The sequence below is a fragment of the Arthrobacter sp. ATA002 genome (genome assembly GCF_026898095.1).
Lineage (GTDB): Bacteria > Actinomycetota > Actinomycetes > Actinomycetales > Micrococcaceae > Arthrobacter_B.
This window is the reverse complement of the sequence record NZ_CP114015.1, coordinates 805,392-829,745: the sequence shown is the minus strand read 5'-3', so window position 1 is coordinate 829,745 and position 24,354 is coordinate 805,392. Positions and strand designations below refer to the sequence as shown.

Annotated in this window: 20 protein-coding genes and 2 pseudogenes; 10 read left to right on the top strand and 12 right to left on the bottom strand. The window is 65.8% G+C overall.

Going from position 1 to position 24,354, the window contains the following annotated elements; genetic code table 11:
• The first annotated feature begins 49 nt into the window (after nucleotides 1-49).
• The 4 genes from OL239_RS04215 to OL239_RS04200 all read left to right on the top strand — a co-directional run bounded on the left by OL239_RS04215 (nucleotide 50) and on the right by OL239_RS04200 (nucleotide 3,436).
• On the top strand, nucleotides 50-1,456 hold the full coding sequence (locus OL239_RS04215; protein WP_329609341.1) for a PucR family transcriptional regulator: 1,407 nt from the start codon (nucleotides 50-52) through the stop codon (nucleotides 1,454-1,456).
• A 327-nt stretch (nucleotides 1,457-1,783) separates the two neighbouring features.
• Nucleotides 1,784-2,416, top strand: coding sequence for a putative glycolipid-binding domain-containing protein (locus OL239_RS04210; protein ID WP_268910866.1), 633 nt, complete (start codon nucleotides 1,784-1,786; stop codon nucleotides 2,414-2,416).
• Nucleotides 2,417-2,473: 57 nt separating this feature from the next.
• Nucleotides 2,474-2,899: a hypothetical protein gene (locus OL239_RS04205; RefSeq protein ID WP_268910865.1), complete on the top strand. Its 426-nt coding sequence runs from the start codon at nucleotides 2,474-2,476 to the stop codon at nucleotides 2,897-2,899.
• A gap of 9 nt (nucleotides 2,900-2,908) precedes the next feature.
• The gene (locus OL239_RS04200; protein WP_268910864.1) at nucleotides 2,909-3,436 is read left to right on the top strand and encodes an HIT family protein; all 528 of its coding nucleotides are present in this window, start codon (nucleotides 2,909-2,911) and stop codon (nucleotides 3,434-3,436) included.
• Between the two features lie 33 nt (nucleotides 3,437-3,469).
• Here OL239_RS04200 and OL239_RS04195 read toward each other — a convergent pair whose 3' ends face one another.
• The 4 genes and pseudogenes from OL239_RS04195 to OL239_RS04185 all read right to left on the bottom strand — a co-directional run bounded on the left by OL239_RS04195 (nucleotide 3,470) and on the right by OL239_RS04185 (nucleotide 6,580).
• Entirely contained in the window at nucleotides 3,470-4,531 is a 1,062-nt protein-coding gene (locus OL239_RS04195) for a polyprenyl synthetase family protein (protein WP_268910863.1), read from the bottom strand.
• On the bottom strand, nucleotides 4,528-5,817 hold the full coding sequence (locus OL239_RS04190; RefSeq protein ID WP_442864218.1) for a geranylgeranyl reductase family protein: 1,290 nt from the start codon (nucleotides 5,815-5,817) through the stop codon (nucleotides 4,528-4,530). The genes OL239_RS04195 and OL239_RS04190 overlap by 4 nt, the downstream gene beginning before the upstream one ends.
• A pseudogene (locus OL239_RS20010) lies at nucleotides 5,807-5,872 on the bottom strand (NAD(P)-binding protein); the annotation flags it as partial. The pseudogene OL239_RS20010 and the gene OL239_RS04190, both read right to left, overlap by 11 nt.
• On the bottom strand, nucleotides 5,873-6,580 hold the full coding sequence (locus OL239_RS04185) for a demethylmenaquinone methyltransferase (RefSeq protein ID WP_268910862.1): 708 nt from the start codon (nucleotides 6,578-6,580) through the stop codon (nucleotides 5,873-5,875). It abuts the pseudogene before it with no gap.
• A gap of 164 nt (nucleotides 6,581-6,744) precedes the next feature.
• Between OL239_RS04185 and OL239_RS04180 the strand changes: the two genes are divergently transcribed.
• The 5 genes from OL239_RS04180 to OL239_RS04160 all read left to right on the top strand — a co-directional run bounded on the left by OL239_RS04180 (nucleotide 6,745) and on the right by OL239_RS04160 (nucleotide 11,603).
• A complete protein-coding gene (locus OL239_RS04180; protein WP_442864217.1) occupies nucleotides 6,745-8,064 on the top strand; it encodes an isochorismate synthase in 1,320 nt (439 codons plus the stop codon).
• A gap of 157 nt (nucleotides 8,065-8,221) precedes the next feature.
• Complete coding sequence (locus OL239_RS04175) at nucleotides 8,222-9,010, top strand: basic amino acid ABC transporter substrate-binding protein (RefSeq protein ID WP_268910861.1); 789 nt, start codon at nucleotides 8,222-8,224, stop codon at nucleotides 9,008-9,010.
• A 143-nt stretch (nucleotides 9,011-9,153) separates the two neighbouring features.
• The gene (locus OL239_RS04170; protein WP_268910860.1) at nucleotides 9,154-9,942 is read left to right on the top strand and encodes a transporter substrate-binding domain-containing protein; all 789 of its coding nucleotides are present in this window, start codon (nucleotides 9,154-9,156) and stop codon (nucleotides 9,940-9,942) included.
• Nucleotides 9,943-10,041: 99 nt separating this feature from the next.
• A complete protein-coding gene (locus tag OL239_RS04165; RefSeq protein ID WP_268910859.1) occupies nucleotides 10,042-10,827 on the top strand; it encodes an amino acid ABC transporter permease in 786 nt (261 codons plus the stop codon).
• Between the two features lie 5 nt (nucleotides 10,828-10,832).
• Entirely contained in the window at nucleotides 10,833-11,603 is a 771-nt protein-coding gene (locus OL239_RS04160) for an amino acid ABC transporter ATP-binding protein (RefSeq protein WP_268910858.1), read from the top strand.
• Nucleotides 11,604-11,963: 360 nt separating this feature from the next.
• Here the strand turns inward: OL239_RS04160 and menD are convergent, their stop codons facing one another.
• From menD to OL239_RS04130, 6 genes and pseudogenes are all read right to left on the bottom strand, one after another.
• Entirely contained in the window at nucleotides 11,964-13,595 is a 1,632-nt protein-coding gene (gene menD, locus OL239_RS04155; RefSeq protein ID WP_329609340.1) for a 2-succinyl-5-enolpyruvyl-6-hydroxy-3-cyclohexene-1-carboxylic-acid synthase, read from the bottom strand.
• 117 nt (nucleotides 13,596-13,712) lie between these two features.
• A pseudogene (locus tag OL239_RS04150) lies at nucleotides 13,713-15,424 on the bottom strand (thiamine pyrophosphate-dependent enzyme).
• A 148-nt stretch (nucleotides 15,425-15,572) separates the two neighbouring features.
• Nucleotides 15,573-17,246: a thiamine pyrophosphate-binding protein gene (locus OL239_RS04145; RefSeq protein WP_268910857.1), complete on the bottom strand. Its 1,674-nt coding sequence runs from the start codon at nucleotides 17,244-17,246 to the stop codon at nucleotides 15,573-15,575.
• 18 nt (nucleotides 17,247-17,264) lie between these two features.
• Entirely contained in the window at nucleotides 17,265-18,122 is an 858-nt protein-coding gene (locus OL239_RS04140) for a histidinol-phosphate transaminase (protein ID WP_268910856.1), read from the bottom strand.
• A gap of 578 nt (nucleotides 18,123-18,700) precedes the next feature.
• Complete coding sequence (locus OL239_RS04135; RefSeq protein ID WP_268910855.1) at nucleotides 18,701-20,041, bottom strand: sulfatase-like hydrolase/transferase; 1,341 nt, start codon at nucleotides 20,039-20,041, stop codon at nucleotides 18,701-18,703.
• Entirely contained in the window at nucleotides 19,984-20,244 is a 261-nt protein-coding gene (locus OL239_RS04130; RefSeq protein WP_268910854.1) for a hypothetical protein, read from the bottom strand. The genes OL239_RS04135 and OL239_RS04130 overlap by 58 nt, the downstream gene beginning before the upstream one ends.
• Nucleotides 20,245-20,496: 252 nt before the next feature.
• Here OL239_RS04130 and OL239_RS04125 point away from each other — a divergent pair, with 252 nt between their 5' ends.
• Nucleotides 20,497-21,381, top strand: coding sequence for an NAD-dependent epimerase/dehydratase family protein (locus OL239_RS04125; RefSeq protein WP_268910853.1), 885 nt, complete (start codon nucleotides 20,497-20,499; stop codon nucleotides 21,379-21,381).
• Between the two features lie 42 nt (nucleotides 21,382-21,423).
• Here the strand turns inward: OL239_RS04125 and OL239_RS04120 are convergent, their stop codons facing one another.
• Complete coding sequence (locus OL239_RS04120; protein ID WP_268910852.1) at nucleotides 21,424-22,221, bottom strand: SDR family NAD(P)-dependent oxidoreductase; 798 nt, start codon at nucleotides 22,219-22,221, stop codon at nucleotides 21,424-21,426.
• A 175-nt stretch (nucleotides 22,222-22,396) separates the two neighbouring features.
• Nucleotides 22,397-24,106, bottom strand: a complete 1,710-nt coding sequence (locus tag OL239_RS04115; protein WP_268910851.1) for a BCCT family transporter — start codon at nucleotides 24,104-24,106, stop codon at nucleotides 22,397-22,399.
• Nucleotides 24,107-24,354: the final 248 nt, after the last annotated feature.

The window sequence follows — 24,354 nt, the reverse complement described above, 5'->3', positions numbered from 1 at the left end:
ACCTGCGCCGGCACGGAACCGCTCCGGCTCCCCCGCACCGCTGCAGTGGGTGGCGGTTACCGAGCTCGAGGACCCGTTTCCATTCCTGGGCGGCGGTGAGGTGGTCCTGACCACCGGGCTGCGGCAGCGCACGGGCGCCGTGCAGCGCAGCTTTGTGGGCAGCGTGCACCGCGCCGGCGCGGTGGCCGTCGGCTTCGGCACCGGGCTAAGCCACACCAGGGTCCCGGCGGCGCTGGTTGAAGCCGCCGACCTGCACGGCCTGCCGGTGTTCGAGGTGCCGTACGACACTCCGTTCGTCGCCCTGGGCAAGATGGTTGCCGACGCCCTGGCCGCTGACCACGTCACCCAGCTCCGGGAGCTGCTGGCTGCCCACCAGTCTTTGGCCGGCGCACTGCTGGGCGGCAGCGGCCTGCCCGGATTGCTGGAGGAACTTGCCGGACTGCTGGGCAGCAACGTGGCGCTGTACCAGTACGGGGCATGCGTCCTGACGACAGCTGCGGAGGAGGGTTCCGGCGGTTCGGAGGCTGACCGTCCGGCCTCCGGCGGTTCGGACTCCGGCGGTTCGGAGTCCGGCGGTTGCGCGGCAGTTTCCCGGCACCGCATTCCGATCGCGACCGGGCTGAGGGACCGCTGCACGCTGGCCATCACCGAGCCGTACCGGCGCCCCGATATTGTCGCTTACGCGCAAAGTCTCATCAGTGTGGAACTGAGCAACCAGGCCCGGCGGCGGGCCCGCGACCGGGCAGTCACCGGACAGCTGCTGTCCGATGTGGTGGCCGGACAACTTACCGGCAATGAAGCGGCTCTGCGGCTGCAGGGTGCGGGGATTTCCACTGCCCGGCGGCAGCTGACGTTCCTGGTGGAGGTTGCCTCCGGGCAGGTCCGCGCGCTGCCCACCCTGCCGCTTCCGGCGGCGTTCGACGGCGCCGCAACCGCCGTCGTCGACGGCCGGCTCGCCGTGGTGGTGGCCGATGGCGAGGGCGCCGGGCTCGCCCGGATTCTCGGCGACTACCTCTACGGCGCCGGCCTGACCGCGAGGATCGGGTTCGGCGGTTCCTACGCCGAACCCGCGGGACTGCGCTGGAGCTATTTCGAGGCCAAGGAATCGCTGCAGCGGGGTCAGGGCATCAACGCACCCGAACGGCTCAGCCTGACCTCGCTGCTGATGTCCGGCGCCGATGTTCCGCTGGCGGACTTGGCGGCGGAGGCGCTCGACCCGCTGACTGATTTCGACGCCCTCCACGATGCCCGCCTGCTGGACACGCTGGAGCAGTACCTGGCCCTGAACGGATCGGTGGCGGCCGTGGCCGATGCCCTTGGTCTGCACCGGAACACCGTCCGGTACCGGCTGGGGCAAATTGCTGATCTGACCGGATACGATCCGGCCGTCACCGCCGACCGTGTGCACCTGTTCCTGGCGCTGCACGTCCGCCGGCTGGGTCTCGGGCAAGCCTGATCCGGTGGCCCGGCCGGCCGGATCCTTCAGCCCCCCGGCACCCAGCTCCCAGCACCCAATACCCAATGTCGGATAAATGCCCCTTCCCTCCGTCGACTGTCGGGACAATGGCGTTCTCTGTCTCTGAGAGAGTCATTTCTCCGACACTCGATCAGCCGAAGCCGGGCCATCTCGACACTCGATCAGCCGGAGCCGCATTACCCCGACACTCGATCAGCCGAAGCCGGGCCATCTCGACGCTCGGGCGGCCGGAACCGCATTATCCCGACACCCGGCCGGGCAAACTCCTCGTTGCCGCCCGCAGCCCGTGAACCATAGGGTGTAGGGATGGACAACAGCGTGCGGCCCGCCCGGATATTCCGCTGGCAGGGTGTGGACAACCCCGCGCGCCGCGATACTGCGGCTGTGTCCTTCCGGGAACGCGAACTTGCCGCCGGCGGCACCTCCGCCACGGAAGATTACACGGCCACCTGGACCCTCTCCACGTCCCCCGGCTGGGTCACCCGCCGGTTCAGCATCCAGGTCGAGGCTTCGGGTTGGTCGCGGTCCCTCGACCTCACCCGCTCCGACGACGGAAAGTGGAGTGCGGAAACCGAAGTGACCGGCGATGCCGGGTTGCCCAACCCCGGGCTGAGCGACCCCCGCCTCCTGGACAATGCGCAGGATGTGGATCTGGCCCTGTGCCCGCTGACCAACACGATGCCCGTCCTGAGGCTGGACCTGCTGAACTCCGCGGCGCCGGTTGACGATACACCGCTGACCATGGCCTGGGTGGAGATGCCCAGTCTGCGGGTGATCCCCAGCCACCAGGTCTACTCACAGGTATCGGCGTACGACGACGACCGCGGCTACGCTGTGGTGCTCTACAGTTCGGCTACCCGCGACTTCACCGCGGAACTGACCGTGGATGCTGACGGCGCGGTGCTTAACTATCCCCGGCTGGCCGTGCGCGTGCGCTGAGCGCCCTTCGTACCCCGCTAGGATTGAAGTACACCACCCGCAATTTTGGAGACCCCATTGAGTCAAATGTTCCTGGACAAATTCAAAGCCCTGGTCCCCAAGTATCTTGAGGATGAATGGCGCGAAGAGGAAGACGGCATCCCGGCGGACGTCCTGAATGAAATGCTGGATGCCCACGACTTCACCATTCCCCTGGTGCTGCGGGAGTTCTACCTGGCCCTGGGTAACTGCGAAGACCTGATGGAGGCCTTCCACTTCTTCTGGGACCCGGACGAGCTCGAAGTTGAAGACGGCTACCTGCTCTTCCTCGAAGACGAGGACGAGAAATACGCCTGGGGTTTCCGGGTGGATCAGCTCGACGTTCCCGATCCGATCGTATGGCGGCGCAACAACGTCCGCGGCGGCTGGCAGAGCGAAGAGGGAACTTTCAGCGAGTACGTCTTCGACATGTTTGAGTGGGTCTTCGAGGAAGACCCGAACTAAGGAGCCCCCATGCAGCAGCCCGGCACGCTTGGCGGTGCGCCGCGGAAGGATGCCTGGCCCAGCCATGCACCGGAGAATTACCAGTGCCCGTTTTGCGACATGGCCTCCGGGGAGTTCAAGGCTCCGGGCAACCTGTGTGAGCCGACGGACCTGGTCTACTCGGATGAGCTGGTCCTGGCGTTCATCGCATCGCACGGTTTCGATCCGGAGCCCGGCCACGTGCTGGTGACTCCGCGCGGGCATTTCGAGCTGCTCTATGAGCTGCCCGACGACGTCGCCGCCCGCCTTATGATTGTCACCCGCGACATAGCGGTGGCCATCAAGAAGGCCTGGCGGCCCGACGGCGTCACCACGCGCCAGCACAACGAGCCGGCCGGCAGCCAGCATGTCTGGCATTACCACCAGCATGTCCTTCCCCGCTGGAACGACGACGGACTCTACTTCACGCCCAAGCGCCCGATCGTGGATCCGGCTGTCCGGGCGCGGAAAGCCGGGGAGCTGCGGGCCGTGCTCAGCGTTTCCAGCTTCGGTTTGTAAACTGTCCCGGCCGGCGGGCTGCGGGGAAAGTTCCTAGACTTCCCGCTCCACCACGGCGCGGGCGAAGCTGGCCAGGGCCTGCTTCACCACGGAGTCGGGCAGCGGCTCCAGCACCGCAACGGCCTCGTCCGCCCACTGCCGGGCCACAGCCCATGCTTCGGCCGTGGCCCGGTTTTCCCGCAGCGCTTCGACGGCGGCCGCCAGTGCGGCGTCGGAACTCAGGTCTCCGTCCACCAGCTCCAGCACGGCGGCGGCGTCGTCGTCACCGGCAGCGGCATTGCGCCGCAGCAGCAGCACCGGCAGGGTGGGAACGCCTTCCCGCAGGTCGGTGCCCGGCGTCTTGCCGGACTTCGCTTCGAAGCCGGTGACGTCAATGACGTCGTCGGCCAGCTGGAAGGCGGTGCCAACCTTCTCGCCGTACTCCACCATGATGTCGATGGCCTGCCGGGGAGCTCCGGAGAAAAGCGCCCCCAGCTGGCCCGAGGCCGCGATGAGGGACGCCGTCTTGCCGGAGATCACCGAGAGGTAGTGTTCCAGCGGGTCCTGGCCGTCGTTGGGGCCGACCGTCTCATGCAGCTGGCCCATGCAGAGCCGTTCGAAGGTGCGTGCCTGGATGCCCAGGGCTTCCCCGCCCAGTTCGGACACCAGGGAGGAGGCACGGGCGAAAATCAGATCCCCGGTCAGCACTGCCACCGAGTTTCCCCAGACCTCATGCGCAGTCGGGGCGCCGCGGCGCAGCGGCGCGGAGTCCATGACGTCGTCGTGGTACAGGGTGGCCAGGTGGGTCAGCTCGACGACGACGGCGGACTGGATCACCTTGGCATTGGTCGCCTCCGGGCCCAGGTGCGAGGCCAGCAGCGTCAGCAGCGGACGGATCCGCTTGCCGCCGGCCTCGGCCAAATGGCGCGAGGTGGCGTTGGCAAAGGGGTCGGAGTTGGAAATCGCGTCCAGGAGTTCGGCTTCAACCTGCTCCAGGGAGGCAGCAATCGACGGACCCAGCTGCGGGTCCTCGGCGATCAGCGCGAACCCGGCCGGCAGCACAGGCGCGGCCTCGTCAGCGGCACTATCCGGGCTGGTGTTCGAGGATTCAGTCACGGTTTTAGACTAACTTTTCGTCGGAGCGGGTTGGACGGCTGGCTGGGTCCTGCATCTTGGTTCGAGGCGGCCGGAACCAGGGCTTCCAGCACGGCAATAACTCTATCCTCCAGACCACGGCTGCTGTGGTCCGTGAGGTTGGCCAGCATCCGCACGACGAAACGCATCAGCACCGGAATCGGCATGCCGGTGCGCAGCGCGAGCTTCATGATGGTGGGCTTGCCGATCAGCCCGGCGAAAATCCTGCCGAGGGTGAAGTGGCTGCCCCATTCGCCGCGGATGTGGTCGGAGTAGCCGGCGAGACGCCGGTCAAAGGCCGCCGCTGCGGACAGCAGTCCCGGTGTGCGGGCTTCGCTTTGCGCGGCCACGATGAAGTCCGCGGCATACCGGGCGGACTCCATGGCGTAGGAAATGCCCTCACCGTTGAACGGGGACACCATCCCGCCGGCGTCGCCGAGCAGCAGCAGTCCCGGGGAGTAGTGCGGGGTGCGGTTGAAGCCCATCGGCAGCGCGGCACCGCGGATTTCACCCACTTGGTTCTCCGGGCTGAAGCCCCATTCCGCGGGCATGCCCGCGGTCCACTCGCGCAGCACCTTCCGGTAGTCCAGCTTGCCGAATTCCTTCGAGGAGTTCAGGATGCCCAGGCCCACGTTGGAGGTGCCGTCCCCCACGCCGAAGACCCAGCCGTAGCCGGGCAGCGGGTTTCCGGACGCGTCGGGAAGTTCCAGCCAGCCTTCCATCCAGTCATCGTTGGTGCGCGGGCTCTCGAAGTAGGTGCGAACCGCCACGCCCAGCGGCCGGTCGTCGCGCTTTTCGATGCCCAGGCTCAGCGCGGTGCGGCTGGAGTTGCCGTCGGCGGCCAGGACGACGTCGGCGGAGAACTCCCGCGTTTCGCCGGTGCGTTTGCCGGCGTCGTCGAGCACGTTGGCCACCACACCGGTGACCCGGCCGGTGTCGTCGCGCACCGCGGAAGTAACCGCGTGGCGTTCCAGGATCCGCGCGCCTGCGGCCTGCGCATGGCGGGCCAGGGCTTCATCGAAGCCCAGCCGGGTGCGGATCAGGCCGTAGCCGGGGAAGTCGGAAAGCACCGGCCAGGGCAGCTCCAGGGTGCGCCCGGCGGCAATCAGGCGCAGGCCCTTGTTCCGGCGCCAGCCGTCGGCTTCGTCATGGGGCAGGTCCAGAAGCTGGACTTCACGGACGGCACGCGGAGTGAGCCCGTCGCCGCAGACCTTTTCCCGCGGAAACGAGGTTTTCCAGGACGGTGACTTCCACTCCGGCCCGGGCAAGGTGGTAGGCCGCGGTGGAACCGGCGGGGCCGGCTCCGACAATGAGGACACTCACTTAGATGGCTGTCCTCCCCGGCTTCACAGCTCGGTGGACAGCCACGATGCCGCCGGTGAGGTTACGGTAGGCCACGTTGTCCCAGCCGGATTCGGCGACCCAGGCAGCCAGTTCGTCCTGGTTGGGCCAGGCGCGGATGGACTCGGCCAGGTAAACGTAGGCGTCGGGGTTGGACGCGACCCTGCGGGCGATCGGCGGCAGGGCACGCATCAGGTACTCGGTGTACATAGTGCGCCACACCGGCACGGTCGGCGCGGAGAACTCGGCGATGACCAGGCGGCCGCCGGGCTTGGTCACGCGCAGCATTTCGGCGAGGGCCTTTTTCGGCTCATTCACGTTGCGCAGCCCGAAGGAGATGGTGGACGCGTCAAAGGAGTTGTCCTCGAACGGCAGGTTGGTGGCGTCACCGGCCACGAAGTCGATGTCGGGGCGGCGGCGCTTGCCCACCTTGAGCATGCCCAGGGAGAAATCGCAGGCCACCACGTTGATGCCGGCGTCAGCGTAGGGCTCGCTGGAGGTTCCGGTGCCGGCAGCCAGGTCCAGGACCCGCTGGCCGGGCGAGGCGCCGACGGCGTCCACCACGATCCGGCGCCAGCGGCGTGTCTGCCCGAGGGACAGCACGTCGTTCACGACGTCGTATTTCGGTGCCACGTCGTCAAACATGGCAGCGACTTCATCCGGGCGTTTATCCAACGATGCGCGATTCACTCGATCATTGTCTCAAAGAATGTGCAGGGGACCGAACCCGCGCCGCCTGTGTCTAGTCCCTCACCTGCCCGGACCGGGCAGGGCCGCACCGGAGCGCAGGTACGGGGCAGGTGCGGTGCAGGTAGCCTCCGGCACATCAGCACTGGGAGTAGGCTGGAGTCATTATGACCACCCTGCGTTCCCTGACCGTGCCCATTGGTGAGCTGTCCGCCACAATCGGTCTGCTCGAGTACCTGGTTCTCAACGATCAGCTTGCCTGGATCCGCAGCGGTGAGGGCTTGGTGGGCTTTGGCGAAAGTGCACGGTTCACCGCGACCGGGCCGGAACGGTTTGCCGATGCACAGCAGTGGTGGCTGAAGCTTGCCGCCGGCGCCGAGATTGAGAATCCCCTGGCGGTTCCCGGCAGCGGGCTGGCCGCGTTCGGCTCCTTCGGCTTCTCCAAGCGCTCACCCTTTGAATCCCGGCTGATCGTTCCGGAGATTGTTGTGGGCTGCCGCGGCGGTGTCGCCTGGATCACGCAGACCACCGCGGACCCCAACGCCGAGCTGAGCCTGGCCGCGGCGCAGACGGCCCTGGCCCACTATCTCGACGAGGTTCCCGTCGCCCGGGAGCCGGATCCCGAAGACCGCATCCTTCCGGGCAACCTCAGCGAGGCGGAATGGAAGAACGCCGTCGCCCGGTCCGTGGCGCACATCAATGCCGGGGACCTGAGCAAGATCGTGCTGGCCCGCGATATTGTCGCGTCGCTCGGATCGCCGGTCTCCGCAGCGCAGGTGCTGCGGGAGCTGGCCCTGCGCTACCGCAGCTGCTGGACCTATTCGGTGGACGGACTGATCGGATCCACGCCGGAAATGCTGATCAAGGTGGAACACGGCGTAGCCCGCGCCCGTGTGCTGGCCGGAACCCTGGACCGCGCCAGCGCACCGGCGGATGACCCGGACTATGCGCAGCGGGTGCTCGCCGGTTCCGACAAACAGCGCCACGAGCACCAGATAGCGATCGACTCCCTCACCCGTCAGCTGGAGCCGTTCACCTCCTCGATGACTTCGCACACTGAGCCTTTCGTGCTGGAGCTGCCCAACGTGTGGCATCTGGCCTCCGATGTTGCCGCCGATCTGGCACCCGGGGACGACGGCGGGATCCCCACCTCCCTGGCGCTGGTGGAGGCACTGCATCCCACCGCCGCGGTGTGCGGTTTCCCCACCAGCGTGGCCGGCGAACTCATCAGCGAGCTTGAACACATGGACCGCGGGCCGTATGCCGGCCCGGTCGGCTGGATGGACGCCGACGGCAACGGGGAATGGGGCATCGCGCTGCGCGGCGCCGTCGTCGAGGATCCCCGCACCGTCCGGCTGTTTGCCGGCTGCGGCATTGTTGCCGGTTCCAATCCCGCAGCTGAGCTGGCGGAGACGTGGAGCAAGTTCCGCCCCATGCTCGAGGCACTGGAACTTGACCGGGCGGCAGTCGCGGTCCAGGGATCCTGAAAACTCTCCTGCAAACTCTTGACGGTGTGACCCAAACCGTGTAAGAGCACCTCCCGGAAAGCGCGTATAATTGAGAGAGCATGCATAATTATGCAGGCCTGATGTGCTCCGGTTCGCCGGAACCGGTCCCGTCTTTTTCGATCTGAGGTTGTTTTCCATGCTGAATAAAGCACGCACCGCACTTGCAGCCGTCCTGGCCGTCGGCGCCCTGACCGCCACTGCCTGCAGCGGCGGCGAAACTGCGGAAACGGAGTCCGGAATCCCCCTGGTCAACGAGGGCGCCCTGACCGTTTGCTCCAATGTTCCCTTCATGCCGTTTGAATACGTGGGTGACGACGGCGAATACACCGGGTTCGACATGGACCTCAGCCGTGAGATTGCCTCAGGCATGGGCTTGGAGCTGGAAGTACAGAACGCCAGCTTTGACGGCCTGCAGAGCGGAACGGTCCTGGCCGCCAACCATTGTGACGTGATCGCCGCAGCCATGACCATCACCCCGGAACGAGAAAAGAACCTGGCGTTCTCCGACCCGTACTACGATTCCCTGCAGTCGCTGCTGGTCCCGGCCGATTCCGCAGCTAAGTCCCTGGAGGACATGGCCGGCAAGAGAATCGGCATCCAGCAGGGCACCACGGGTGAAACCTACGCCCGCGACAACGCGCCGTCCGACACGGAGGTCATCGCCTACCAGACCGACGCCGAACTTTTCCAGGCACTGAACGCAGGCAACATTGACGGCGTCATGCAGGACCTGCCCGTGAACCTGGCCCACACCGACGGCGGTTCCTTCACGATCGCTGCTACTTTCCCCACCGGCGAGTCGTACGGACTGGCCATGAAGAAGGACGGCAGCGAGGAACTGGTTAAGGAGATCAACACCCGGCTTGCCGAGATGCGCAGCAACGGCAAGTACCAGGAGATCTATGACCGGTATTTCACCGAATAGCACGTCCACTGAGCCAATCCGTGGACGGCCCCTCGTTGCCGATACCCCGATGAAAATGCGGCATGCGTAGAATCTAGAGTGCTTTCATCTGTTTATGAAGGGGCAATCGCCACTGGCTCCGTCCACGAAAAGGTTGTAAATCCATGCTGAACAAAGCACGCAGAACCGCCCTGGCCGCGGTGACCCTGGGCGCCCTGGCGCTGACCGCCTGCGGCGGCGACGATTCATCCGCCGACGGCGCTGCCGATTCCGGCCTCGGCCTGGTCTCGGAAGGAACCTTGACGGTTTGCTCCGAAATCCCTTACGTACCGTTCGAGTATGTGGAAGATGGAGAATATACCGGTTTCGACATCGATCTGATCCGGGAAATCGCCACCGGGATGGGCCTGGAAACGGAAATCCAGCAGCAGGGCTTTGAAGCCATCCAGGGCGGCACAGCCGTAGGCGCGAATATGTGCGACCTCAGCGCCAGCGCCGTCACCATCACCCCGGAACGCTCCGAACGGCTGCTCTTCAGCGACCCGTACTACGACTCCCTGCAGACCCTGATGGTTCCTGAGGGATCGGATATCCAAAACATTGATGATCTGGCTGGCAAGCGGCTTGGCGTGCAGCAGTCCACCACCGGTGCCGCCTATGCGCAGGAGAACGTCGAGGGCGCCGAGATCATTGAATACCCCGGCGACGGTGAGCTGTTCCAGTCCATCCAGGCCGGCAACATCGACGCCATCCTGCAGGACATCGCCGTGAACACGAACCACACCAAGGACGGCGCCTTCGACATTGTCGAGGAATACCAGACTGACGAGTCCTACGGCTTCGTCACCAAGAAGGAAAACACTGCCCTGATCGAAGAGGTCAACACCCAGTTGTCCGAACTTCGGGACAACGGCAAATACACCGAGATTTACGACAAGTACTTTGCCGAATAGGCACTGAGCAGCACCGACAAAGCACTGAACGTTCCGCCGTCCCGGGTTGTGACCCAATCCGGGACGGCGCCACACATATCTTCCGCGGAAGGCTCCACCTTGAAACCCTCCACCCGCAGACGCCTCTTCCGGGGCGCCCTGTATGCCATCTTCATCCTGGCCGTCGTGGCCATAGTCCTTCTCGCGGACTGGAAAGCCATCGGGGTGAACTTCTTCGATCCGGAAGTGGCGAGGGAAGCCTTCCCCACCATCATTACGGTGGCCGCGAAGAATACGATCATCTACACCGCCATTGCCTTTGCCGGCGGCCTGGCGCTGGGCCTCATCCTGGCCCTGATGAAGCTTTCCCCGGTGGCCCCGTACCGCTGGGCCGCCACCGCCTACATTGAGACCTTCCGCGGGCTCCCGGCCCTGCTGGTGATCTTCGCCTTCGCCTTCGCCGTGCCGATCGCTTTCTCCTGGCAATGGCCCGGAGGGAACGCCGGGGGTGGCCTCATCGCCTTGATCGTGGTGTCGGCCGCCTACATTGCCGAGACCATCCGCGCCGGCATCCAAGCGGTACCCGCTGGCCAGATCGAAGCGGCCCGTTCCCTGGGCATGGGTCCGGCCTGGACCTTGGTGTCCGTAACGCTGCCCCAGGCCTTCCGCATCATCACCCCGCCGCTGACCAACGAACTGGTGATTCTGATCAAGGACACCTCGCTGCTTTTCATCGCCGGCATGGCGCTGGCAGACCGCGAACTCACCACGTTCGCCCGCGACGCCGTGTCCCAAAACGCCAATTCCACCCCGCTGGTGCTGGCGGCTCTGATGTACCTCATCATCACGCTGCCGCTGACGCAGCTGGTGGCCAAGCTTGAACGCCACAACCAGAGAGGCCGGTGACTGCCATGAGCACTGCAGCATCCAGCTCCGCCGCCGCCAACACCGCCGTACCCGCCATCCAGGTGCGGAACCTGCATAAGAGTTTCGGGTCCAACGAGGTCCTCAAGGGCATCGACTTCCATGTGGACCAGGGTGAAGTGGTCTGCGTCATCGGCCCGTCCGGTTCCGGAAAGTCCACCCTGCTGCGCTGCGTCAACCGCCTGGAGGAGCCCACCAGCGGCACCATCCTGGTGGAGGGCGTGGACATCACCGATCCCGAGACGGATCTGGACAAGGTCCGCACCCGGATTGGCATCGTGTTCCAGCAGTTCAACCTCTTCCCGCACCTGAACGTGTTGAAGAACCTCACCCTGGCCCAGCGCCGCGCCAAGAAGCGAGGCAAGGCGGAGGCCGAGGAAATTGCCAAGAAGAACCTGGCCAAGGTTGGCCTGGCCGACCGCGGCGGCGCGTTCCCCGCCCAGCTTTCCGGCGGCCAGCAGCAGCGCGTGGCCATTGCCCGGGCGCTGTCCATGGATCCGGACATGATGCTCTTCGACGAGCCCACGTCGGCCCTGGACCCCGAGCTGGTGGGCGATGTCCTCGCCGTCATGCGCAACCTGGCCGAAGAAGGCATGACCATGATGGTGGTGACCCACGAAATCGGCTTTGCCCGTGAAGTGGGTGACCGCGTGGTGTTCATGGACGGCGGCGTCGTCGTCGAGCAGGGCCGGCCGAGGGATGTGCTGGACAATCCGCAGCACCCGCGCACCCGCGAGTTCCTGTCCAAGGTGCTCTAGGCGGTTTTACCTTCACAGCATAGAAGCAGCCCTTCCGCACGTGCCGTGCGGAAGGGCTGCTTCTGTTTTGGTCCGGCGTGGTGTCTTTCAGCGCATCGAGTGTGGAGCTCCTGCGGCAATCTTCGCCCCGAAACAACACGACTCCGACAATCGACGTGGCGTTCGGGGATGATCCCGACACTCGAAGTCCGCCCACCATTCCGTTCGCCCACTCGACGCCACTCGATCACTCAACGAGCGGACAACACGCCCCGCACCGCGTCCCGCACCCGGGCGTGCAGTTCCCGCAACGATGCCCTGTGCACCCGAGCCTCAATAATGGAACGGCCGGCCACCGGGGCGTCCAGTGCGGCGTCGAGCTCATCCGCCGTGCGGACCAGCCGGTGCGGCACTCCGTAGGCTGCGGCCAGCGCCGACACGTCCACCGTGTGCGGGGTGCCGAAAAAGCGCTCGACGACGGCGGTGTATTCCGTCCGCTCCCCCAGCGCTCCGTGCTCGAGGGTGGAGAAGATGCCGCCGCCGCCGTCGTTCAGCACCACAAGCTGCAGGTCGGGCTCCGGTTCGCCGGGGCCCAAGGAGGGCGCCGGCGTCGTGCAGGAAGGTGAGGTCGCCCAGCAGCACGCGGGTGGGGATGCCGTTGGCCAGGGCTATGCCGGCGGCGGTGGCAATGGTTCCGTCAATGCCGGCCAGTCCGCGGTTGGCGTAAACGTCCAGCGGATGCCAGTCCGGGGCGGCCACCAGGTCCAGGTCGCGGATCGGGTTGGAGGAGCCGAGCACCAGGTTTCCGTCGGTGTGGTCCCAGACCAGCTCCGCGACGTGCAGCCCGTTCAGTTCGCTCTGGCCGTCGATCAGGGAGGACACTGCTGCCAGTGCCGCGGCGGAGGCGGTTTGCCAGCGCTCGAGCCAGCCCGGGGTGCCTTCGCCGGCAAAGTCAAACAACCCGGCCAGGTCGGTGATGATGGTTTCGGGGCGGCGTCCGGCGGTGAACCAGTTGACCGGGCGCGGCACATAGATTGCCTTTTCCACGTCCCCGCGGGCGAGCAGTCCGGCGACCGGCCGGGACAGGGTGGGCCGGCCGAAAACCACAACGCGCTCGATCTCGGAACCCAGTTCCTCCAGCAGCAGCCGGTAGGCGCCGATCGCATTCGGGCCGAAGCGGGCGTTCGAGGACGGTTCGGCCAGCAGCGGCAGTCCCGCGCGGCGGGCAAACAGTGCGGCAATCTCACCGGCCCCGTCGCCCGCAATGACGACGGCACGGCGGGTGCCGGAGTGCTTGGCGAGCACTGCGGCTTCGTCGCCGGCAGCAACGGGTTCAGCCGGCAGCTCCGTACTATCCACGGCGGCCGGCTCCGATGCGGGCAGTTCCGCCTCATCGGTGTCCTGCGGGATCAGCGGGTCGCGGAACTGCAGGTTGATGTGGATCGGTCCCACCGGGTTGCCGGTGCTGACCTCGTCGAAGGCGGCGCTGATGGCTCCGGCGGGATCGTCCCCGGCACGGACGTCGGCGGTGGCAGCCGGAAATCCGGCGAAGATGCCGGGCTGCACGGTGGCCTGGTTCGCGCCGGTGCCGTGCAGTTCCGCGGGCCGGTCGGCGGAGAGCACCACCAGCGGCACGCCGGCGTGGTGGGCTTCCATTACCGCCGGCATCAGCTCGCCGACGGCGGTGCCGGAGGTGGTGACGACGGCGGCCGGGCGGTGTCCGCCGCGGGCCAGGCCCAGGGCGGTGAAGCCGGCAACCCGTTCATCGATCCGCACGTGCACCGTCACCCGGCCCTGCGCTTCGGCTTCCGCCAGTGCGTAGGCCAGCGGGGCGCTGCGCGATCCCGGGGAGATCACGACGTCGGTCACCCCTGCCGCGGTCAGCGCAGAGACGGCGGAGCGTGCGGCCTGCAGGGAGCTGAGGTTGTTTCCTGCTTCCGGCTCCGGAGAGCCGGCAGAGTGGGCAGAGTGGGCGGACGAGGACAGGCTGGAGTCATGCTGGGATCCGGTCACCCCTCCATCCTATGGTTCAGGTTCAGGAGTGTTTCGTACCGAAGCGGCATTCTTCTGACCCGTGGGCACTTCACGGGGGCGGTCCAGGGTACCGGGCCCGCCGTTTATCCAAACCGCTTAGTACGCCTTCACCCGCTGCTCCACAACCAGGTGGATGAGCGCGAACGTCTTGTCCTCGTCGATGGCCCGGAGCGCAGCCTCGACGGCGGCCGGGACGTCGGCGTCGTGCTCCACTTTGACGCCGAAGCCGCCAAAGGCGTGGGCCATGAGCGCAAACTCGGGGTTCTTCAGCTGGGTACCGGAGACCCGGTCCGGATAGTGGCGTTCCTGATGGGTGCGGATGGTTCCGTACTCCTGGTTGTCCATCACAATCACCAGCGGGGTGGCCCCGTATTGGGCCGCGGTGGCCAGCTCCTGGCCGTTCATCAGGAACTCGCCGTCACCGGCAATGGTCACTACGCGCCGGCCCGGGTAGGTCAGCGACGCAGCTACCGCAGACGGAACGGAGTAACCCATCGAACCGTTGCGGGCACTGACCATGGAGGCGTACCGCTTGGTGGGGAAATAGCGGTGGGCCCAGTTGGTATGCTCACCTGCGCCCAGGGTAATCATGGCGTCGTCCGGCAGGGTCGGCACCAGGTGCGCCATCAGCGTGTCCATCCGCGCCTGCCCGTCCCCCGGAGCGGCCGGCGGCAGGGTGGAGAAAATCTCCTGTTCGCGGCGCATGCGAGAGGTCCAGGCTCTCCATTCGTCCTTGACCGGAAGATCCATCAAGACCAGGTCACGGACAAACACGTCCGGCTTGGCAACAATTTGATAGGAAACAGGTCCGGAGCGGCCGCGCATCGACGGGTCGATCGTGACAAGGAAGTTCTTATTGGTCCAGTCCTGACGGACCAGGAACCCGTCGGTGATCACGTCGCCGGGCACGGTGCCGACAAAGACCAGCAGGTCGGTCTCTTCGAGCAGGTCATAGGTCGGCTTCGGCCGTCCGTACCCGATCGGCCCTACATAAGAGGGCGAGTCGAAGGGAACGGTGCCCTCGCAGCGCCACTCCGCGGCGGCGGGAAGGTGATGCTCCTCCAGCCACCTCGTCAGGGTATCTGCGCCTTCCTGGGTCCAGTCATTGCCGCCGGTGACGAAGAGCGGTTTCTCAGCTTCCTTCAACGCAGCCTTTAACGCCTTCCAGTCCGTCACGGTCATGCCGCCCGGGGCAACGGGAATCGGCGGATGCAGGGCGGCGCTGATTTCCTGGCGGATGATGTCCTCGGGAAGGCCGACCACAACAGGGCCCGGCCGGCCGCTCATGGCGGCAAAGATCGCTTCGGCCACAATTTCCGAAGCCCGCTCCGGGTGGTCCAGAACCATCACGCGTTTGGCCCCGGTATCGAACCAGGCTTTGATGTCGAATTCCTGAAACGCCTCACGGTCCCGGTGCTCGAACGGGATCAGACCCACAAAGAGCACCATGGGCGTGGAGTCCTGCCAGGCGGTGTGCAGGCCAACGTGTGCGTTGGCCGCGCCCGGCCCGCGGGTGACCATGGCAATGCCCGGCAGCTGCTGCATCTTGCCTGCAGCTTCAGCCATGTAGGCTGCCCCGCCCTCGTGCCGGCATACAACGGTCTCGATTGTTGACTGGTGCAACCCGTCCAGCACATCCAAAAGCTCTCGCCCGGGACCACGTAGGTGCGTTCCACCCCGTGAGCAGCCAGCGAATCAACAATCACGTGGCCTGCCGACTTGGTTGCGGGGGTGCCTGATGCTGCACGGGAGGGAGCTGGCACGGGGGAAATGGAGGATGCCTGAGGCAGCCCTGACGTCGTTGTCATCAATTCACTTTCGTTGCTCGGATACATCAATGCGCCGTCAGACTGTCAACGACCGTTCGATATCCTCAGCGAAGCATCTGCTTGGTCTCTGAGGTGGGATTATAGTAACCGCACCGGACTGTTATGCGGCGAAGTGTGACGGCGGCACCTAGCCCCTCTCCATGCGGGCGGCGGCCGAGGCATCCGCCGCGAGGATGGGCGCCATGCTTTCGCGCATGTAGTCGGCGACCTCGCTCTGGGTGACAGCCACATCCAGCACGAAGAGTCCGTCGGCGCCGGCAGCAACCCAGTCCTTCAGTGCCTGCAGGTCGTTGAGGCAGCGCGCCTTCACACCCTGCGCACCCAGTGCCATGCCCACGGCACTGAAGTCGACTTCAGGAATTTGCATGGCCGTGTCGTCGAGTCCCCGTGCCGCGTACTGGTGGATTTCGGCACCGTAGGCGGCGTCGTTGAACACCACCATCACGCCGCTGCGGATGGTGCGCACGGCGGATTCGAGGTCGGCCAGCGCCATCAGGGCACCGCCGTCCCCGGCAATGAGCACGGTCATCCGGTCCGGCCGCCCCACGGCAGCACCGACCGCCGCCGGGATGCCCAGGCCGATCGACTGGAAGGCCGTGCCCACCATCATCAGGCCCTGCGGATCCGGCGCCTGGCAGTACATCGGAATCCAGCCGCAGAAGTGCCCGCCGTCCTGGACGATGGTTCGCTCCGCCGGCAGGATTTCGTCGAGCTGCTGCGCGACGGCGCGCGGGTTCAGCCGCCCGTCAGCCGCAAATTCGTTGCCGGGCCGGTCAGCGCCAAACGAGGGGGCGGTGATTTCCGGCTGCAGGGAACGCCATCCGCCGTCGACGGCGGCGACAGCCGCGGTGAGGCGCAGTGCCGTTTCCCTGGCGTCCGCCCGGACGAAGCACGAAACCCGGGGGTTGGTGGCGTCGTCGAGCTCGTCGATCTGGATGACTTCGGCGTCGTCCGCGAAGAGCGAACCGTACCGGGTCTGGAAGGCATTGAGGCTGGCGCCCGCAACGAGGACGAGGTCCGCGGACCGCATCAGGTGCAGCGGCGCCGTCCGCGCAAAGCCGCCGGCGATGCCCAGGTCCCAGGGCGTATCGAGGGACTTGCGGGCCATGACGGAGGTGGCAAACAGGGCACCGATTTTATCGCCCAGTTCCACCAGTGCCGGCGCCGCACCCGAGATGACGGCGCCGTTGCCGGCCAGGATCAGGGGCCGTTTGGCCCGGTTCAGCAGGTCCGCCACGCGGCCGACGGCGGCGGGCTCCGGTTCCATCCGCTTCACCGGCTGCTGCAGGACCGCAGGTTCCTGCGGTCCGGCAGCCTCGTTGGAGAGGTCGTAGGGAATGGAGACGATGACGGGGCGGCGTTCGCTCCGGGCCGTTGACCAAGCCTCTTCGGTGAGGCGTTCGGCGTTGCCGGCGGCAACCGTGAGGGTGGCAACTCCCAGGCCCCGGGCCACCGTCAGCTGGTCGATGTCCCACGGCCGGGGGCCGGTGGACGGAGCCTCGCCAACGACCAGCACCATCGGGATCCGGGCTTTGGCAGCCTCGGTCAGGGCCGTCAGCGAGTTGGTGAAACCTGCGCCGTACGTCACGGTGGCGACGGCAGCCTTCCCCGACGCCCGGTAGTAGGCGTCGGCCATGGCCACGGTCCCGGCCTCGTGCCGGGCACTGACATAGGGCAGGCCGCGGGCGGTGAGGTTGGCAGTGAAAAAAGCGTTGCCGTTGCCCATCAGGCCGAACACGGCCTCGGCGTGCCGGGCACACACGTCCGCGACGACGTCGGAAACGTTCAGGTGTTCTGTCATGTCTGTGTTCCTTGGATTCTAGTGCTGGGGTGCCAGCAGTGCTGCGGCATGCCGGGCTACGGCCAGGATCCTGTTGTTCGCCTCAGGACTCCCGATGGTGACGCGGATGCCTTCACCGGGGAAAACGCGCACGGAGAGGGCATTTTTCTCAAACAGTTCAGCGAGGGCTGCGGTTCGCTCCCCGCTGTCCAGCCACAGGAAGTTCGCTTCGGAGGGCAGCACCGGCAGGCCGGCCTCCAGCATGGCGGTGTGGACGCGCCGCCGCTCCGCGACGAGGACGTGGATCCGCTCCTGCAGCTCGTCTTCGGCCCGCAGGGAGGCCAGCCCGGCCTGCTGGGCCAGCGAGGTCACACCAAACGGCACTGCCACCTTCCGGAGCGCGGTGGCCAGCTCCGGCGCAGCGATGGCATAACCAAGGCGCAGTCCGGCCAGTCCGTAGGCCTTGGAGAACGTGTGCAGAACGGCAACGTTGGGATACCTGCGGAACATGTCGATCCCGACCGCGGTGTCCGCGTCCCGGTTGAAGTGCACGTACGCCTCGTCCAGCACAATAAGGACGTCCGCCGGGACGGACCGGATAAAGCTGTCCACCGCTGCGGAGCTGAGGACGGCGCCGGTGGGATTGTTCGGATTGCAGAGGAACACCACCCGGGTGTTCGAACCGACGGCAGCAGCCATCGCGGGCAGGTCGTGGCCGCCGTCGGCGGCGAGCGGGACGGGCTGCGGCACCGCCCCTGCCGTGGTGACCAGGAGCGGGTAGGCCTCAAAGGAGCGCCAGGCAAACATCACCCGATCGCCCGGGTTGGTCACGGCAAGAATGATCCGGCTGGCGACCTCCACGGATCCTGCGCCGAACACAATGTTCTCCGGTGCCACCTGCCAGCGGTCGGCGACAGCCCGGGCGAGCTCCCCGCGGCCATGTCCGGATAGCGGTTGATGCTGGACACAGCGCCGGTCACGGCCGCCGTGACGGAGGGCAGCGGCGGGTAGGGATTCTCATTCGATGAGAGTTTGAAGGCTTCAAGGCCATCGATGCCTGCCGGGCTCTTTCCTGGCGGTAAGGCGGAAAATTTTCGAGTCCGGCACGGTGCGGAATGGTCATGGGTTCTCCCGGGGGCCGGAAACTGAAGGAAAGTTACAACGTCGGCACGCTTCGGAATGACGCTAAGTAAGATGTCTCATATAAACAAGCTGCACAGCAAACAGGTAACATATTGCGCACTCTCTGCGAGATTCCGGGGTCCGCCCTATACAGGATGCCTAGTTCTTGTCGCTCAATTCGCCCGCCGGATACTTGCGGCCAGCGTCACGGCGAGGTGCCCGGTACTGGTCCTGTCCACGGACGGGCTGTGCGGCCGGCACCCTGGGACCGGAACGTCAGAAAGGCCGGGGCTGCGTCCATGAACGGACGCAGCCCCGGCCTTTCCCTCTCCGCTGTTCCCTGCCAGTCCCCGCTATTCCCCGCGGGAACCGATCCAGGCTTCGCCGTAGAACCGCGGAGAAAGCGAGCCCAGCAGCTCGTTGTAGGCTTCGGGTTCCAGGGCCTGCGCTGAATCTCCGGGGACCTCCGATGCGAAGGCGGACACTCCCAGCCCGGCTTCGCTGTTCTCCAGGGTGAAACCCGCCGCTTCCAGGATCGTCGGGTACATGCTCAGCTGGTCCATGCCGTGGCGCAGCGTGGTGTCCGGCCCCTGCCCCGGAATCCAGATCCGGTTGAAGATGGTGCGGTTGCCGTGGTGGTCCAGCTGCTCGTGGAAGGCGTCACCGGCACTCATGTGCTTGAGATGGTCCCCCATGATCACCACTGCGGTGTCCTCGAGGTATCCCCTTTCCTTCATGTACTCCACGAAGCCCGCCACCTCGGTCATGGAACAGGAAAACACGGACGTCACGTTGTTCTCCGTGTCCACGTCACAGTAGTCATAGACGTGGACGGGCTCATGGGTGTCCAGCGTCAGCAGCGAAAGGTTGAAGGGCTGGCCGGTCTGCTCCGCCTCCGCGTGCAGTTCGTCGATCTTGTCCCTGGCGTTGGCCATCAGGCGTTCATCGCTCAGCCCCCAGTCGCTGCGGAAACCCGACTCCGGTTCACCGGCGGCACGCCAGTCGGACAGGCCCATCTGCTCCGTGTACCCGTGGGTGCGCAGGAAGGTGTCCTTCGCGGCGAAGGAGGAATTGGCGCCGCCCAGGAAAACGTTCTGATAGCCGTGTTCCTCCAGCACATCGCCCAGGCAGGTTGTCCCTCCCAGGTATGTTTCGCCGTCGTCGTCGAGTTCCCGCGAATTGCTGCTGCTGCTGGACCCCACACCTTTCAGCGGCACCCCACACTGTGTCGAAACGAAGCCGGCCATGGTCCAGCCGCCGCCGTCGTACTGCTGAAAGTCCTGCACACTCTGCCAGCCCTCGGCGGCAGGGGTGGCCTCTTTCAGGGGAAGGAAGGCGTCCTTCTCGAAAAGCTCGTCATTCGCGAGGGTTTCTTCGCCGGATTCAAGGTAGATCAGCACCAAGTTGCGCTTCTCCCCGTCACCGGTGACAGCCGGCTCCACATGGTATTCGCCGATGTTGTACGGAGAGTTCGCTGCCTTGATGTAGTCGCCCACGCCCACCGTGGTGGCAAAGGCCGTGGTGCCGCCGATAACCAGCGCGCCAACCAGGAGGGTTGAGACGGTCCGCATGATCCACGGCGAACGGCGCGGCCGGCTGCCGCCGCTGCTGCGGCGCCTGCGGAGGAAGTAGTGTCCTATGGCCAGCGCAACGGTGATGACCAGGGGCACGACACCGATCCCCAGAATGCCCATCCACACAATGGATCCTCCCCGCCGTCGGTCTCCACGGAGACGAGGTTGAGGAGCATCTGGTTAACGGAGATCTCGCCCCAGTAGAAACGGATGCCGACGGCGGCGATCAGCAGCGCCAGCCCGGCCCAGATCAGGACATACAAAAGGAGACGTCCCATGATGCCGCCGACCCGTCGGGTCACGTGCAGAATCCGGCCTGACATGGCATACCTCACGTTCCGGATGCCGCTTTTTCGCCGAACACCCTTGACATCCAGCCCTGTTTCTTGGGCGGGACAGAAGACTAGTACCCGTCATGCTACCTGTTCAACCAGAGTTCACCCGCCGGTCACGCGTGGTACGGGGTGGTGAAAAGCCCCACTGAAGCGGTATGGCAAGGCGGTACTGGCCACGGCAGCATACCGCCACTATGCTTCCCCTGCCCCCGTTGTGCATCCATCAATCCAAGGAGAACCATGAAAGTCCTCATCACCGGCGCCCACGGAAAAGTCGGGCGCGCCGTAACCCAGGCCATGATGGATGCCGGACACGAGGTCATGACCACTGACCTTTCCCAGCCGGGGTTCGAGCGCAAGCTGCCGGGAACCCCCGCCTACATGAAGGCCGACCTCACCGACGCGGGCTCCGCCTACGCCGTCATCCGCGGAGCCGAGGCCGTGGTGCATGTGGCTGCGATTCCGGAACCCACCGGCAACCCTCCCCACGTGGTGTTCCAAAACAACCTCATGTCCACCTTCAATATCCTGGAGGCAGCCGTCCGGTTCGGAGTGAAGCGCTTCGTCAACATCTCCAGCGAAACCGTGCCCGGATTCTTCTTTCCCGAGCGCGGTTTCCTCCCCGGCTACGCGCCCGTGGACGAATCCCATCCGGTGCATCCGCAGGACCCCTACGCACTCTCCAAGTATTTCGGCGAACAGTTAATGGACGCGGCGGTGGACCGATCCGACATCCGGTGCATCTCCATCCGGCCCAGCTGGGTGCAGTTCGAAGGCAACTACGAGCTGAACCTCGGACCCCAGATCCGGGACAGCTCCGAGCTGAGCGCCAATCTGTGGAGCTACGTCGACGTGTACGATCTGGCGGACGCCATCGTCCTCGCCACCCAGTCGGACCTGCCCGGCCACGAGGTGTTCTATATTGCGTCCCCGGACAACGTCGGCGGCCACGACTTTGCCGAGGTCCTGTCCAGGCACTACGGCGACCGCATTGAGCTGCGCGCCCTGGACCGGACCGATGCCTCCGGGATTTCCAGTGCCAAGGCCCACAAGATGCTGGGCTGGCAGCCGAAGCGTTCCTGGCGCGACTATCTGGACACCGAAGGCACGGCGCTCCGGAAATAACGGCCCCGCCGGCCGGAACAGGCTCCGGCGGCGTGGCTGCGCTTAGCTGCTCCCGCCGAGGAGGTGGTCGGCGTAGTCCGGCAGCCCCCGCAGGTGGGTGCCCCCGTCGACCAGCAGGTCGACGCCGGTGATCCAACTGGCGTAGTCGGAGGCGAGGAAGACCACCGCCTTGCCAATGTCGGACGGCTCCCCCATCCGGTCCACCGCGAAGGTGCGGTGAAACGCTTTCGTGAGCGTGTCCGGGAGGACGCCGTCACCCGGGGCCGGGGGCACCACGCCGGGCGAGACGGAGTTGACCCGGATGCCGTAACGCCCGGCCTCCAGGGCCGCCGCTTCAGTGAACTTCAGGATGCCGGCCTTGGCGGCGGCGTAGTGCGCATTGCCCCGGGTGGTGCCGTACACGTCCACGGCGCCAATGTTAACGATTGCCCCGGCGGTGCCGCTGGTCCGCATGCGCCGGATGGCCTCGCGGGTACTCAGGAACGTGCCGGTCAGGTGCGTGGCCAGGACGGCGTTCCAGTCGGCTTCGGACAGGTCGGCGATCTCACCCAGGCTGTAGTTCCCGGCAACATTGGCGGCGACGGCAACCGGCCCGAGCTTCTCCTCCGCCGTGGCGTACATCCGCTCCACGTCCGCGGCGACAGCCGTGTCGGCAACCACCGGAAGGGCCCTGCGTCCGGGATGAGCCGCGCTGAGCTTCGCCGCGGCTTCCTGCACCTCGGCTACAGTGCGCGAAGTGATGACGACGTCGGCACCGTGGGACATGAGGTACCCGGCCACGGCATAGCCGATGCCTTTCGATCCGCCGGTAATGATGGCTGTGTTTCCTGCCAGCTGCACGTTCAGTCCCCTCGTTGGCCGAATGCTGGAAGTGCGGTGTTCGTCCAGAGGGTAGCGGCTCCGGGCCAAGACCACCACCCGCCCGGATGGCGTGCAGAGCAGGCCCCCAACCGGCCTCTAACCGCCGGGGAGCGGGAACCCTTCCGGTTCCCGCTCCCCTCAGCGGCTGTCTCCGCTAGTCGACGGCGGCTGCCTTGGCCTTGTCCGGCTCCGCGCCGGGGTCTGCCTCCGAACCCTGCACCGCGTTCTCGGTGTACCACTCGGTGAGGGCCGGATCGTCGCTCGCGAAGTCGGCGCCGGCGCCCTCGGACTCCGGCACGTGAGCGGCGCCGAAGACGAAATCGTCGCCGTGCTCGTCGATTCCGCGGCGGACGCCTCCGCTGATGGCTTCCAGGGCATACCGGCGCCGAATCATGTAGGGATCATTGCGGAGGTCCTTGCCCCACGAGACCATCACGCCAATCAAGACAATGGTGAACGGCAGGGCACACGTCACCATGATTGATTGGAGGCCGGAAAGAGCGTTTCGGCCACCGGCCAGCAGCAGGGCCATGGAGATCAGCCCCAGTGCCGCCGCCCACACAATGGTCACCGGTTTCGACGGCACCGGCCGCCCCGACTGGGACATGGAACCCATGACGTTCGCTGCCGAGTCCGCGGCGGTGACGAAGAAGACCAGGATGGCAATCAGACAGATGACCGACGTCACGGCGCTGAAGGGAAGGTTGCCCAGCAGATCGAACATGACGTTCTCTCCTGCACCCTCGACTGTCATGTCCATGCCGTTGCGGTTCATCCAGATGGCGTTTCCGCCGAAGACGGTGAACCAAACGACGGAGATCGCCGAGGGTACGAACACAACGACGGTAACGAACTGGCGCAGGGTCCGGCCCTTGGAAATCTTGGCAATGAACATGCCGACGAACGGGGACCAGGAAATCCACCAGGCCCAGTAGAGCGTGGTCCAGGCCGTGAGATACGCCTCTTCCCCGGCGCCTTCGCCGGCGAAAACGGTGAGCATGTCCGGCAGGTTCCCGAAGAACGCAATAAGGGAGACCGGCAGCAGATCGAGTACGAAGAATGTTGGCCCCGCCAGCAGGGCGAACGCGGCCAGCAGGATGACCAGGCCCATGTTGGCATTGGACAGGAGCCGGATACCCTTTTTGATGCCCGCCACGGCGGAAATGGTGAAGACAACCGTCAGGAGGCTGATGGCCGCGACAACAAAACCGTTGCCCAGTTCCTGCCCGGTGATGATCGAAACTCCGGTGCGGATTTGAAGCGCGCCGATGCCCAGCGATGTCGCAGTGCCAAAGAGGGTGACCAGCACGGCAAACACGTCGATGGCTTTGCCGAGGACACGGTTGTTGCCGTCCGGGAAGACAGGTTCAAACAGCGAGGAAATCAGCGGCAGGCGCCCGCGCCGGTATGACGCGTAGGCAAGAGCGCCGCCGACCAGCGCATAGATGCACCAGGCGATGGTCGCCTGGTGCAGGAAGGCGTCCGTCATCGCCGGCAGAATGGCATCGGAGCTGCCGGCTTCGGCATCCGTGGACGGCGGCGGACTCAGAAAATGGCTCAGCGGTTCCATCGGCCCGTAGAAGATCAGCCCGATGCCCAGGCCGGCGGCAAACAGCATCGAGATCCACGAAAGGGTGGAGTACTCCGGCGTGCTGTCATCGGCGCCGAGACGGATCTTGCCGGTGGGACCGAACCCCACGAACAGCATGAACGCCACGGTTGCAACCACGGTGGCGTTGAACAGCCATCCGAAGTGCGTGACAACCCATCCCTGCATGGTGGTGCCCACCAGGTTGAGGTTTCCCGGGGCAAAAGTAGCCCAGGCCAGGACCGCGAGTGAAACGGCCAGTGCGACAACGAACACGCTGCGCCGGGTCGGAAAGCTGGCCCCCGTGTCCTCGACACTGATACCCGGCACAAGGCCGGGGTGAATGCCGAAACTCGGTTCTGAGGCAGCGTGCCGCAGTGCCTTTCTAACGCGGTCGACCGGCCGTGAACCGGCTGATTTGCGCTCCGCTAAACCGGGCGCGCCTGAGCGCTCAGTACTGTTTGAGACGTTCTCTGGGGGTGGAGAGTCGGAATTCATAACCAACGACACTATCGCAGGAGTTA